This is a genomic window from Mesorhizobium sp. WSM4808, assembly GCF_055811675.1.
Genome location: NZ_JBVVQX010000026.1, coordinates 25,481 through 38,808, shown reverse-complemented (window position 1 = coordinate 38,808; position 13,328 = coordinate 25,481). Strand labels below are relative to the sequence as shown.

The window sequence follows — 13,328 nt, the reverse complement described above, 5'->3', positions numbered from 1 at the left end:
CTGGCGGGGCCTCCAGCAACCGGATCTTGGGATCTGTGGAAAGCGCTCATGGCGTATGCCATGCTAGAACCGAAGTTCATCGAGAATGGTTCATGCATGAATTGGGAACAGATCGCATCGGATTTCGCTTGGGACGGCTCATGGCGGGACATCTACGTTCTGAACACGTCTGAGGCAGATTGGCAGGGCGTCTGGGACATCCTCCTCGAATGGACCCCGCCTGCCAGTTTCAGTGTCTCCGGCAAGATCGAATCGATGCCATTGGGGATCGAAGCCGCCCTGAAAAGCGAAACAGGCAGCTTACTTTCTTTTTATGTCGGTCCAATCCAGCTTGCATGTCACTTCTTCAGCGCTGTCGAAATTGAGTTCGACTTCGATCCAAGGCAAGTCAGCGGAGGAACCGAAATTGAGCAGCTTGACCGCTTTATGCGATTGCTCGGTGACGCTACTGGGAAGCAGGTAATTCTGACGCAGGAAAATGATCAGGAGGCTATCATCGCCCGCTACTCTCTCGACCTTGAGAGCGTGGTTTGGACTGCATTATCATAGCCGAATGTCTGCAACGGGTCGTTTGTCGGCTGGCGGCTTCCCCCCTAACTCGTCTCGATCACACCGGCTAAGCGGTAATGAGTCTACGTCCTAAATCTCCTGCAGCCATCGTCTGGCGCCACTTTTAAGATAGGGAACGCTCATTCCATATTGACTATGGATTGGAATTATTATTTCATATTCCCGGCGCCACGCTGCCGCTCGCGCGTGAACACAACAAGGCCGACGGGAGGTTCCAATGAGCGAAGCCGTGGACGCTGAATACGCGCCGCTCGACGTCATCACCATCGGTCGCGCTTCCGTCGACCTTTACGGCCAGCAGATCGGTTCGCGGCTGGAGGATATCACCTCCTTCGCCAAGTCGGTCGGCGGCTGCCCGGCCAATATCTCTGTCGGCACCGCCAGGCTCGGCCTGCGCTCGGCGCTGCTCACCCGCGTCGGCGACGAGCAGATGGGCCGCTTCATCCGCGAGCAACTGACGCGTGAAGGCGTCAATGTCGACGGGCTGAAGACCGACAAGGAGCGGCTGACCGCCTTGGTGCTGCTGTCGGTCGAGGACGAAGGCGTTTCGCCGATGATCTTCTACCGCTCGGACTGCGCCGACATGGCGCTGGCGCCGGAAGACATCGATGAGGCCTTCATCGCCTCGGCGCGCTCGATCGTCGTTACCGGCACGCATTTTTCCAGGCCCAACAGCGATGCCGCGCAGCGCAAGGCGATCCGCATCATGAAGGCCAAGGGCGGCAAGGTGGTGTTCGACATCGACTACCGGCCGAACCTGTGGGGCCTTGCCGGCCATGCCGAAGGGTTCGAGCGCTATGTGAAATCGGACCGGGTCTCGGCGCAGTTGAAGACGGTGCTACCCGATTGCGACCTCATCGTCGGCACCGAGGAAGAGATCATGATCGCGTCGGGCGCCGACGATTGCCTGAGCGCCTTGAAGACGATCCGCTCGCTGTCGTCCGCCACCATCGTCCTGAAGCGCGGCGCCATGGGCTGCATCGTCTATGATGGACCGATCAGCGACGATCTCGAGGACGGCGTCGTCGGCAAGGGATTCCCGATCGAGATCTACAATGTGCTGGGCGCCGGCGACGCCTTCATGTCCGGTTTCCTGCGCGGCTGGCTGGGTGGCGAAGACCATGCGACAGCGGCGACCTGGGCCAATGCCTGCGGCGCCTTCGCCGTGTCGCGGCTGCTCTGCGCGCCGGAATATCCGACCTTCGAAGAACTGCGGTTCTTCCTCAAACACGGCAGCAAGCATCTCGCCTTGCGCAAGGACGAGGCGATCAACCACATCCATTGGGCGACGACGCGCCGGCGCGACATCCCCTCGCTGATGGCGCTCGCCTGCGACCACCGCGTGCAGCTCGAGGATGTGGCGGCGAAGGCCAGCGCCGATCCGGCACGGATCGAAGAATTCAAGATGCTGGCGGTCAAGGCGGCTGCGAAGGTCGCCGCCGGCCGCGACGGCTACGGCATGCTGATCGACGAGAAACACGGCCGCAAGGCAATGTTCGAATTCGCCAGGCATTCCTTCGCCTGGCTCGGGCGGCCGGTGGAGTTGCCGGGCTCGCGGCCGCTGCGCTTCGAATTCTCGCAGGACATCGGCTCGCAGCTTGTCGAATGGCCGGTCGACCACTGCATCAAATGCCTGTGTTTCTATCACCCCGACGATCCGGCGGCGCTGAAGGAAGAACAGCAGCAGAAGTTGCGCGCCCTGTTCGAAGGCGCGCGGAAGGTCGGCAGGGAACTTCTCATCGAGATCATTGCCGGCAAACATGGCAAGCTCGACGACACGACGATCCCGCGCGCGTTGGAAGAGCTCTATGCGCTCGGCATCAAGCCGGATTGGTGGAAGCTCGAGCCGCAGGCGTCGAGCGGCGCCTGGGCGAAGATCGAGGCCGTCATCCTGAAGCACGACCCCTGGTGCCGCGGCGTCGTGCTGCTGGGCCTGGAAGCGCCGCAGGACGAGCTGGAAGCGGCGTTCGCCGCCACCGCCAAGGCGCCCATCGTCAAGGGCTTTGCCGTCGGCCGCACCATCTTCGTCCATGCGGCCGAGCAATGGCTGGCCGGCAAGATGTCGGATAACGAGGCGATCGCCGACATGGCGCAGCGCTTCGAACAGTTGACGGATGCGTGGCTTGCCGCGCGCGGCCGCAAGGCGGCATAAGAAGGCGCGGAATAGGACTGCGGAGGAAAACACCATGAGCAAGACAATCCGCCTGACGATGGCGCAGGCGCTGACCCGCTTCCTGTCACGCCAGATGACCGAGATCGACGGGAGCAAAGTCCCGATCTTCGGCGGCGTCTGGGCGATCTTCGGCCACGGCAATGTCGCCGGCATCGGCGAGGCGCTTTATCAGCTGCGCGACGAGCTGCCGACCTTCCGCGCCCACAATGAACAGGCGATGGCGCATGCGGCGATTGCCTACGCCAAGGCCAATTTCCGCCGCCGCTTCATGGCCGCGACCTCTTCGATCGGCCCCGGCGCGCTCAACATGGTGACGGCGGCGGCGCTCGCCCACGTAAACAGGTTGCCCGTCCTGTTTTTGCCGGGCGACGTCTTCGCCAACCGCATCCCAGACCCGGTGCTGCAGCAGGCCGAGGATTTCTCCGACGGCACGGCGACGGTCAATGACTGCTTCCGTCCGGTTTCACGCTATTTCGACCGCATCACCCGGCCGGAGCAGATCATCCCGGCGCTCAGCCGCGCCATGGCTGTGCTGACCGATCCGGCCGAATGCGGCCCGGTGACGCTGTCGCTGTGCCAGGACGTGCAGGCCGAGGCCTATGATTATCCCGAGAGCTTCTTTGCCGCGAGGGTCTGGCACCAGCGCCGGCCGCGCGCTGATCGCCATGAGCTTGCCGCTGCAGTCGCGGCGCTCAAGGGTGCAAAAAAGCCGCTGGTGATCGCCGGCGGCGGCGTCCTCTATTCGCAGGCGTCGGACGAACTGGCGAAATTCGCCGAAAGCGCCGGCATCCCGGTCTGCGAGACGCAAGGCGGCAAATCCTCGTTGCCGGACGACCATCCGCTCAACATGGCGGCGGTCGGCGTCACCGGAACTTCTGCCGCCAACCGGTTGGCTGAGGAAGCCGATGTCGTGCTGGCCATCGGCACGCGCCTGCAGGACTTCACCACCGGTTCGTGGGCGCTGTTCAAGAATTCGGGCAAGACCATCATCGGGCTCAACGTGCAGCCCTTCGACGCCGGCAAGCACCGCGCCCTGCCACTGGTCGCCGATGCGGCGGAGGGCCTGGCTGAACTCGGTGCTGCGCTGAAGGGCTGGAAGGCGCCGGCAAGCTGGACCGACAATGCGTCCTCCGGCAAGAAGGCCTGGCAGGCCGAGGCGGCCAAGGTGACGGCGTCGACCAATGCCGCCTACCCGTCCGACGCGCAGGTGATCGGCGCCGTGCAGCGCGCCATGGGCTCCGGTGTGACGCTGCTGAATGCCTCCGGCGGCCTGCCGGGCGAATTGCACAAATTATGGCAGGCGGGCGCGCCCGGATCGTATCATGGCGAATATGGCTTCTCGACCATGGGCTACGAGATTGCCGGCGGGCTCGGAGCCAAGATGGCGAAGCCCGGCGAGGAGATCGTCGTCATGATCGGCGACGGCTCCTACCTGATGATGAACTCCGAAATCGCCACCTCGGTGATGCTCGGCCTCAAGCTCACTATCGTGCTGCTCGACAACAGAGGCTATGGCTGCATCAACCGGCTGCAGATGGCGACCGGCGGCGCCAACTTCAACAATCTGCTGAAGGACTCGCGCCACGAGGTCCTGCCCGACATCGACTTTGCCGCGCATGCGGCGAGCATGGGGGCGATTGCCGAGAAAGTGCCGTCGATCGCCGGGCTGGAAAACGCGCTGGCACAAGCCAGGAAGAATACGCGCACAACGGTGCTCGTCATCGACACCGACCCCCTGGTTTCCACGGATGCCGGCGGCCATTGGTGGGACGTGGCGGTGCCGGAAGTGTCGGCACGGCCGCAGGTCAACGCGGCGCGCAAGGCGTATGACGAAAAGCGGAAGATGCAGAGTGTGGGTGATTGAGGTCGGCGCTGCCCCTCACCTGCCTGCCGGCATCCTCTCCCCGTATAGGGACGGGGAGAGGGACGCTGTCATCACCGGTTTCGCCAATCACCGCCGTCGCAAGAAAGACGCCGAGGTCGCGGCTAGACCCCTTCTCCCCGTCACTATACGGGGAGAAGGTGCCGGCAGGCGGATGAGGGGCGGCGGCAACCAAAGGATAACTGTTCTAAACCGGAGTGACGACTTGAAAGCCAAACTGGGCATGTCCCCAATTGCGTGGTGGAACGACGATCTTGCGGAACTCAGCGATGATGTGTCGCTGGAAGAATGCCTGCGCCAGTCGCGCTCGGCCGGCTTCACCGGCATGGAGATGGGCCGGCGTTTTCCCAATGACCCCGAAATCATGCTGCCGATCCTGAAGGCCGCCGACGTCACGCTGTGCGGCGGCTGGTTCTCCGGCACGCTGGTCGATGGGGAGATGGCCGACAACAAGGATCGCATCCAGCCGATGATCGACCTGTTCAAGGCGGTGAATGCGCCTTGCATCGTTTATGGCGAAGTCGGCCGCTCGATCCAGGGGGACCGCTCCAAGCCGCTCGCCACCAAGCCGAAGCTGTCGGATGACGAGATGAAGGTCTATGCGAAGCGCCTGACCGAATTTGGCGAATGGTGCGCCGAACAGGGCATGCCGCTGTCCTATCATCACCACATGGCGGCGGTGGTCGAGACCGAGCCGGAACTCGATGCCTTCATGCGCTATTCCGGAGCCGGCATTCCGCTGCTGCTCGATGCCGGACATCTGGCCTTTGCCGGCGGCGACGTGCTGCGTGCAATCGACAACCATCACACCCGCATCAGCCATGTGCATGTGAAGGACGTTCGCATGGAGGTGATCGACAGGCTCGATCGCTCGAAGCAATCTTTCCTCGACGCCGTGGCGCTCGGCGCCTTCACCGTGCCGGGCGATGGTTCACTCGATTTCGGCGCCATCGTGCAGCGCTTCGCCGACCATGGCTATGAGGGCTGGTTCGTGGTCGAGGCCGAGCAGGACCCGAAGAAGAACCCGCCACTCAGGATGGCGCAGGTTGGCTACAAGGAATTGATGCGCGTCATGACCGCCGCCGGCTATACGGTCGAGACGCAAGGCTTTCCAAATGTCTAGTTTCCCAATGGCTGGTGCGACGGGTTCCCGGCGAGACCGATTGCTGTAGATTGGCCCTATGAAAGATTCCGAACACCCCTTCTTCCGGCCTTTGTGGCGGCGTGCCGCCATCGTCGCGGTCTGCGTCATCTGGTCGATCATCGAGTTCGCCACCGGCACGCCGTTCTGGGGCATGATCGCGCTCGGCTTCGCCGGCTACGCCGTCTGGCAGTTTTTTTATCTCTACAAGCCTGCTGACGAGGCGAAGCCTTCGGTCGAGCCCGAGCCGAAGGAGTAACTGATCGCATGCGTTGGCGACTATCTTGCAGTGCTTCTCGTTTCGTCATCCTGGGGCGGAGCAAGGAGCGAAGCGACGCGGCGCAGACCCTAGGATGACGAAGTTGGAAGGGCGCCAGCCGAAGATTTGCGATGGCCCTTTCAAAACAGGCGGCTTGGCTTCACGGAGTCCTTCAAGCCAACGGAATAGGAGACAAAAATGTCGAAGCTGTTGGTGAAGGCCGACAAAGGCCTTGGCCGCGTCGCCCATGTGACGCCGAAAAGCGCCGGCTGGACCTATGTCGGTTTCGACCTGCATCGGCTGAAGCCGGGCGAGAGCGTCTCCGGCAAGACGGAGGATCGCGAAGTCTGCCTGGTGTTCGTTACCGGCAAGGGCAAGGCTTCAGCCGGCGGCAAGGATCTCGGCCTGCTCGGCGAGCGCATGTCGCCCTTCGAGGGCAAGCCGTGGTCGGTGTATGTGCCTGAGGGTTCGGACTGGTCGGTGACAGCGGACACCGGGCTGGAACTCGCGGTCTGCTCGGCGCCGGGCCTTGGCGGCGGCCTGCCGGTGCGGGTGATCGCACCGGGCGATCTCGGCCAGGAGGTGCGCGGCAAGGGTACCAACACGCGCTACGTCACCAACATATTGCCGGAGGGCGAGCCGGCCGATTCGCTGCTGGTGGTCGAGGTCATCACGCCCGGCGGGCATACGTCGAGCTATCCGCCGCACAAGCACGACCAGGACAATCTACCCGCCGAATCCTACCTCGAGGAAACCTACTATCACCGCCTCAACCCGGCGCAGGGTTTTGCCTTCCAGCGCGTCTATACCGACGCCGACAAGAATGGCCACCGCGCGCTCGACGAAGCGATGGCGATCGAGGATGGCGATGTCGTGCTGGTGCCCAGGGGTTATCACCCCTGCGCCGCCTGCCACGGCTACGACCTCTATTATCTCAACGTCATGGCAGGGCCGAAGCGGACGTGGAAATTCCACAACGCGCCCGAGCACGAGTGGTTGATGAAGGCCTGATCGGTCGCTGCGTGAGCACTCGCTCCCTGGTCCAGCACGAAAAAATCGTCGGCTAATGACCCCGCCGCAGCGTTTTGTTACCTGAAAGCCAGCAAGGCTTCGTCAATTCGTCATGGAAATCACCTATGGCAGCGAAGCTGACAAGGACTTTCCATGCGCTACGCCCTCTATTTCACCCCCCGGCAGGACGAGCCACTGGCGCGGATCGCCGCCGACTGGCTGGGCCGCGACGCGTTCGGCGCCGCGACGAGGCCGGTCGAAGCGGTGGCGGACCTGTCGGCGGCGGAAGTCGCTTTCCACACCGCTTCGGCGCGCCGCTATGGCTTTCACGCAACGCTGAAAGCCCCCTTCCGCCTGGCTGCCAACGAGACGGAAGCCTCGCTGCGCGCCGCACTCGACCATTTTGCCGAGGCGACGCCGGTGGTGACCATCCCGCGTCTCGTGGTCAGCCAGATCGACGGCTTCTTCGCACTGGTGCCGGAAGGGCCAGTGCCTGCGCTCAACCGGTTCGCCGATGACGTGGTGCGTGATTTCGACCGGTTTCGCGCACCGCTGAGCGAAGCGGAAATCGAGCGGCGCAGCCCGGATTCGCTGAAGCCGGCCGAGTTCCGCAATCTCTGCCAATGGGGTTACCCCTATGTCTTCGAAACCTTTCGCTTCCACATGACGCTGTCGGGCCGGGCGGGGTCACAGGAAAGCCCTCGTTTGCGCGCAGCGATCGACAGCCTGTTCGCGGAAGTGCTGCAACAGAAGGTACTGGTGGATGCGCTGACCTTGTTTGTCGAAACCGAACCGGGTGCACCGTTCATGGTGCTCTCGCATCACGCGCTCGGGCGCCGCCCGGCCAGAAAAACCGCCTGAAGGACTGCCTGAAATGACCGCCGAGACTGTTCTCCACAATGCCCGCATCGTGCTTGCCGACGAGATCGTCGAAGGTTCGCTGGTGCTGCGCGACGGCTTTATCGCCGGCATCGAATCCGGCATCAGCCGCATCGGCGAGGATATGGGCGGCGACTATATCATTCCCGGGCTGGTCGAATTGCACACCGACCATCTCGAAGGCCACTACGCGCCGCGGCCCAAGGTGCGCTGGAACCCGATCGCCGCCGTGCTCGCCCATGACGCGCAGGTGGCGACCGCCGGCATCACCACCGTGCTCGACGCCTTGCGCGTCGGCATGGACGAAGACGCCGACCTGACATCGGCCGACATCCGCAAGCTGGCCGACGCGATCGAGGACAGTGTGAAGCAGGACCGTCTGCGCGCCGACCATTTCATCCATCTGCGCTGCGAGGTTTCGGCACCGGACTGCCTCAGGGCTTTCGCCAATTTCGACGGCGACGAGCGGATCAAGCTGGCGTCGTTGATGGACCATGCGCCAGGCCAGCGCCAGTTCGTCGATCTCGAGACCTATGCCTACTATTACCAGCGCAAGCTGAAGCTGACCGATCGCGACTTCAAGCTGTTCTGCGAAAAGCGGATGGCCGAATCGGCGCGCAATTCGGCGCCGAACCGGGCGGTGATATCAGCCGCCTGCCAGGAGCGCGGCATCGTGCTGGCCAGCCACGACGACGCCACGTCAGGCCATGTCGACGAGGCGATCGAGCAGGGCGTGCGCGTCGCCGAATTCCCGACCACGGAAGAGGCCGCCAGGGCCTCGAAAGAGGCCGGGATGGGCGTGCTGATGGGCGCGCCCAACGTTATGCGCGGCGCCTCGCATTCGGGCAATGTCTCGGCCCGTACCCTGGCCAGCGACGGCTTGCTCGACATCTTGTCGTCCGACTACATTCCCTTCAGCCTGATCCAGTCGGCGTTCTTCCTCGGCGATGTCGTCGAAGGCATTTCCCTGCCGCAGGCCGTCGCCATGGTCTCGAAAAACCCGGCCGATGCGATTGGCCTGACCGATCGCGGCGTCATCGGACAGGGCCGCCGCGCCGACCTGGTGCGGGTGCGCGTCGACGACCATGTCCCGGTCGTGCGCACCGTGTGGCGGCAGGGAAGCCGGGTCGCATGATGGTGTCGGCGTCGATCGAGCGGGAATTGTCGGCCGAGACGTTTCCGATCCGCGATGGCGTTTTCGTCGCCGTCGTCGGCCCTAGCGGCGCCGGCAAGGACACAGCGATCGGCTACGCCCGCGCCCGCTTTGCCGATGAGACAAGGCTGGAGTTCGTCCGCCGCGTCATCACGCGGCCGAGCGATGTCGCCAGCGAGGACCACGACACGCTGGCCGATGCCGCCTTCGTCGAGGCCGAAGCCGATGGCGCCTTCGCCATCTCCTGGGAAGCGCACGGCTTGCGCTACGGCATCCCCGCCGATGTCGACTGGTCCGTTGCCAATGGCCGTGTCGCTGTCGCCAATGTGTCGCGCGCGATCATCCCCTCCTTGCGCGAACGCTATGCCAATCTGGCTATCGTCGAGATCACCGCCTCGCCTGAAGTGCTGGCCGAGCGTCTGGCGATGCGCGGCCGCGAGTCACGCGGCGAAGTGCTGGCGCGGCTGGCGCGCAGCGCCAATGTCACTCTGTCCGGGCCCGGCGTCACCTCGATCGACAACAGCGGCCCGCGCGAAGCGGCCGGCGAACGCTTCGCCGAGGTGCTGCGCAAGGCGATGGCTTTTTCCGACATGTCGGGCCTGATCTAGATCGTCGGCTCCTGACGCCTCGTTCACGCGATGGGCGCTTTAAGCCCCAAGCGCAAAGGGCATCAGCGACACCGTGCCGGCCGAACTTTCACCTGGGGCGAGCACGATGGCGCCCTCGTCCGGATCGCTCCATCCGCCCCGGTTGAAAGCACCGGAGGCCATGGTCTGCGGTTCGACGCAAAAATAAGGCTTGGCCGGGTCGGCGTACAGCATCAGGTGCTTGAAGATCGGATCGGCCTTGATGCGCAAACCCGCGCCGCGCGCCGGAAAGCGAAGCGTCGCCTCACCCGTCCAGCCGCCATAATCATTGTTGCGCCAGCCGGCGGGTAAAGGCCGGCCATCGGCGAAGTCGAGTTCGGGGGCAAGCGTGATCGGATCGCCCGAAATACCTTGCGGCTCTTCCAGATAGAACCGCGTGGCGTTGAATTGCAGCGTGACGTCCGGGTCGCGATCGAACCAGGGATGCAGGCCGAAACCAAACGGCATGGAAACCGGCCCCGTGTTGGTCAGTGTCATGGTCACGCCCAGGCCTTCTTCGGACAGCACGAAAGCCTGCGTCGCGTGATAGGAGTAGGGTTCGAGGCTGGCTGCGATATCCAGCGACAGCGTTGCCTGGGCGTCGCCCGTCTCAGTGACAGTCCAGGGGTGTTTCCAGCCGCTGCCATGCACGTTGATGGTTTCGGGCGGATTGTTGGGCTGGACCCGCCAGCGCTTCGCTCGAAACTCGAAGGTGTTTCCGGCGATGCGGTTGGCGTAGGGCATCATCGGGAACATGGCGACGCCAAGCACGTTGCCCGCTTCACGATCGTCATCGGAAATCCGGCGCATGAGATCGATGCCGCGCCAGCGCAGCGCGCTCACGCTGCCGCCGATACGCGGCACCAGTGCGACCTCAAGCGCGCCGGCCCTGAGCGTCAATGGTTCGGGAATTGCAGCCATCGCCGCCATTCGCCGCGAGGCGCTTATTCCGCGGCCGCGCCGGCGGCGCTTTTGCGGGTGGCGTCGACCATCAGCCGCCGTTCCCGGAACACGCCCCATTGCTGGTCGACCAGCACGCCGATGAGGATGACGCCGCCCATCACCGCGAAGTTGAGCGAGGACGGGATGCCGAGCAGGTTGACGAGGTTCTGCAGCTCCTGCAGCAGCACGGTGCCGAGGATGACGCCGATCAGCGAACCTTCGCCGCCGCGCAGCGAAAAGCCGCCGAGCACGGCTGCGGCGATGGCGTAGAGTTCGTAGAACTGGCCGTGGCTGGCCGGTGAGATCGAGCGCGTGTACATGGCGAAATAGATCGCCGACAGCGCCGTCAGCACGCCGCAGATGACGTAGGCGGCGATGACGACGCGGCCGGTGCGGATCCCGGAATATTTCGCCGCCTCCTCGTTCTTGCCGATGGCGTAGAGGTAGCGGCCGAACACCGAGCGGTGCAGCACCACCCACATGACGATCGAGATGACGATCAGGGCGATGAAGCTGTTCGGCACGCCATAAGAGCGCCCGGCGGTCAGGAATTCGAGGTCGGGGAAATTCTGGCCGAAGGCAAAACCCGCCGTGCCGTCGGCGGTGTAGAAGCGGGCGACGCCGCGATAGATCAACAGGCCGCACAGGGTGACGACGAAGGGCTGCAGCTTGAGCCTTGTGATCAGCCAGCCATGCGCCAGGCCGATGATGGCGCCAAGCACCAGGATGAGCACGAAGGCCAGCGGCCATTCCATGCCACGCACGGCGATGAAGTCGATGAACAGCGTTCCCAGCAGCGCGACCACCGAGCCGACCGACAATTCGATGCCGCCGGTGATGATGACGAAGGCCTGGCCGATCGACAGGATGCCGAACAGGCCGATCAGGTTGGAGGTGTTGGCGAGGTTGATCGGCAGCAGGAAGCGCGGATTGATGATCGCCACGATCGCCCCGACCACCAGGATCAGGATCAGCAGGCCGAGATCTTTTTTGCTCATCGTCTTCTCCCCAATGCCTGCCTGAACGGATCGCGTTTGCGCGGCCCGTGGCAAGAACTACTTCGGCTGCTTGCCCACCGCCAGCAGCAGCACGTTTTCCTGGCTGAACCGATCCTTGTCGAGAATGCCCGAGATCTGGCCCTCATGCATGACGGCGATGCGGTCGGACACGCCGATCACCTCTTCCATGTCCGACGAGATCATCAGCACGGCGACGCCGGCATCCGCCAATGCGCGCATCAGGCCGTAGATTTCCGCCTTGGCGCCGATGTCGATGCCGCGCGTCGGCTCGTCGAGGATCATCACTTTGGGGTTCATGGCCAGCCACTTGCCGAGCACGACCTTCTGCTGGTTGCCGCCCGACAGCGTGCCGGTGCGCGTCTGCACCGAAGGCGCCTTGATGCCGAGATCTTTCTTCTGCTTCTCGGCGGTGGCGGTCTCGGCGCTTGAGGACACCAGCGATCGGCGCGCATGCGCCGGCAGATTGGGCAGGGAAATGTTCTGGGCGATCGACAGGTCGAGCAGGATGCCGGTGAGCTTGCGGTCTTCCGGCACCAGGAAGATGCCATGCGCGACGGCGTCGGCCGCGGAAGCCAGCGCAAGCGGCTTGCCGTCGAGTTCGAGCGCGCCGCCGAGCTTCGAGTCGATGCCGAAGAACACCCGCGCCAGTTCGGTGCGGCCGGAACCGACAAGCCCGGCAAGACCGAGGATTTCGCCGCGCCTGACGTCGAGGTCGACCGGCCGGCCGGGATAGGCCGGTGTGCGGATGGCTTTGGCCGCAAGCGCTACGGCGCCGGGCGCCCGCGCCGCTTCCGAGGCCTTTTCGCGCTCCTTCAGCATGCGGCCAATCATCAGCTTGACCATCTGGTCGTGGCCGATGTCATGCTTGCCCAGCGTACCGGCCAGCATGCCGTCGCGCAGCACGACGACGCGGTCGGCGACGCGCTCGACCTCGTGCAGGCGGTGCGAAATGAAGATGACGCTGATGCCGTCCGCCTTCAGCGCCTTGATGACGTCGAGCAATTTGTCGGTCTCGGCGAGCGGCAGGCTCGATGTCGGCTCGTCGAGGATGACCAGCCGCGCCTCGATCGACAGCGCCTTGGCGATCTCGACCATCTGCTGCTGCGCCAGCGACAGGGTCGCAACCGGCGTGTCGGCGGAAAAATTGGCGCCGACGCGCTTCAACAGCGGCGCCACCATGGTGCGCAGCCTGGCGCGGTCGACGAGTTTCAGCGGCCCGGCGCGCAATGGCTCGCGGCCGAAGAAGATGTTGGCGGCGACGTCGAGATTTTCGAACAGGTTGAGTTCCTGGTGGACGAAGGCGATGCCCGAACCCAGGCTGGCCTCGACGGAGAGCCTGTCATGCGCGGTGCCGTCGACGGTGATGGTGCCGCTGTCGGGCGTGGTGACGCCGCCGAGGATCTTCATCAAGGTCGATTTTCCGGCGCCGTTTTCGCCGACGAGGCCGATGACCTCGCCCGGCCTGACCTCCATGGAGAAGCCATCGAGCGCGACGACGCCGGGATAGGTCTTGCGCACGTTCTCGAGGCTGAGGAACGGCGTAGTTGCTGCGATGGATGTGTCGGAATAGTTCATCATGCCTGACAGCAGCCGGCGGGCCGTTTTTGGTCCATCTTCAGACTGACGATCCGCGCGCGGTTCGTCAATGCGAGCAGCCGGCCCAAGCGAAGTTG

12 protein-coding genes are annotated in these 13,328 nt (G+C 64.0%); 9 read left to right on the top strand and 3 right to left on the bottom strand.

Going from position 1 to position 13,328, the window contains the following annotated elements:
* Positions 1 to 48: 48 nt before the first annotated feature.
* The 9 genes from AC0L2U_RS30915 (at position 49) to phnN (ending at position 9,676) form a co-directional block, all read left to right on the top strand.
* On the top strand, positions 49 to 549 hold the full coding sequence (locus AC0L2U_RS30915; protein ID WP_127320403.1) for a hypothetical protein: 501 nt from the start codon (positions 49 to 51) through the stop codon (positions 547 to 549).
* Positions 550 to 787: 238 nt separating this feature from the next.
* Positions 788 to 2,722: a bifunctional 5-dehydro-2-deoxygluconokinase/5-dehydro-2-deoxyphosphogluconate aldolase gene (locus AC0L2U_RS30910; protein WP_473603180.1), complete on the top strand. Its 1,935-nt coding sequence runs from the start codon at positions 788 to 790 to the stop codon at positions 2,720 to 2,722.
* A 34-nt stretch (positions 2,723 to 2,756) separates the two neighbouring features.
* Entirely contained in the window at positions 2,757 to 4,607 is a 1,851-nt protein-coding gene (gene iolD / locus AC0L2U_RS30905) for a 3D-(3,5/4)-trihydroxycyclohexane-1,2-dione acylhydrolase (decyclizing) (RefSeq protein ID WP_292661205.1), read from the top strand.
* Between the two features lie 223 nt (positions 4,608 to 4,830).
* The gene (gene iolE / locus AC0L2U_RS30900; protein WP_292661209.1) at positions 4,831 to 5,748 is read left to right on the top strand and encodes a myo-inosose-2 dehydratase; all 918 of its coding nucleotides are present in this window, start codon (positions 4,831 to 4,833) and stop codon (positions 5,746 to 5,748) included.
* A 58-nt stretch (positions 5,749 to 5,806) separates the two neighbouring features.
* Positions 5,807 to 6,025, top strand: a complete 219-nt coding sequence (locus AC0L2U_RS30895) for a DUF3329 domain-containing protein (protein WP_127398902.1) — start codon at positions 5,807 to 5,809, stop codon at positions 6,023 to 6,025.
* Positions 6,026 to 6,223: 198 nt separating this feature from the next.
* Positions 6,224 to 7,036: a 5-deoxy-glucuronate isomerase gene (gene iolB, locus AC0L2U_RS30890; protein ID WP_127398903.1), complete on the top strand. Its 813-nt coding sequence runs from the start codon at positions 6,224 to 6,226 to the stop codon at positions 7,034 to 7,036.
* A 153-nt stretch (positions 7,037 to 7,189) separates the two neighbouring features.
* On the top strand, positions 7,190 to 7,897 hold the full coding sequence (locus AC0L2U_RS30885) for a DUF1045 domain-containing protein (RefSeq protein WP_127398904.1): 708 nt from the start codon (positions 7,190 to 7,192) through the stop codon (positions 7,895 to 7,897).
* A 13-nt stretch (positions 7,898 to 7,910) separates the two neighbouring features.
* Complete coding sequence (locus AC0L2U_RS30880; RefSeq protein WP_127808299.1) at positions 7,911 to 9,050, top strand: alpha-D-ribose 1-methylphosphonate 5-triphosphate diphosphatase; 1,140 nt, start codon at positions 7,911 to 7,913, stop codon at positions 9,048 to 9,050.
* A complete protein-coding gene (phnN, locus tag AC0L2U_RS30875) occupies positions 9,047 to 9,676 on the top strand; it encodes a phosphonate metabolism protein/1,5-bisphosphokinase (PRPP-forming) PhnN (RefSeq protein WP_189526323.1) in 630 nt (209 codons plus the stop codon). The genes AC0L2U_RS30880 and phnN overlap by 4 nt, the downstream gene beginning before the upstream one ends.
* A gap of 39 nt (positions 9,677 to 9,715) precedes the next feature.
* On the opposite strand, the gene AC0L2U_RS30870 is transcribed toward phnN, so the two are convergent.
* Genes AC0L2U_RS30870 through AC0L2U_RS30860 form a run of 3 tightly spaced genes read right to left on the bottom strand, consistent with a single transcriptional unit; the run spans position 9,716 to position 13,230 of the window.
* Positions 9,716 to 10,615, bottom strand: coding sequence for an aldose 1-epimerase (locus tag AC0L2U_RS30870; RefSeq protein ID WP_292635355.1), 900 nt, complete (start codon positions 10,613 to 10,615; stop codon positions 9,716 to 9,718).
* Between the two features lie 23 nt (positions 10,616 to 10,638).
* Complete coding sequence (locus tag AC0L2U_RS30865; protein ID WP_027040007.1) at positions 10,639 to 11,634, bottom strand: ABC transporter permease; 996 nt, start codon at positions 11,632 to 11,634, stop codon at positions 10,639 to 10,641.
* 57 nt (positions 11,635 to 11,691) lie between these two features.
* Positions 11,692 to 13,230, bottom strand: coding sequence for a sugar ABC transporter ATP-binding protein (locus AC0L2U_RS30860; RefSeq protein ID WP_473603185.1), 1,539 nt, complete (start codon positions 13,228 to 13,230; stop codon positions 11,692 to 11,694).
* Positions 13,231 to 13,328: the final 98 nt, after the last annotated feature.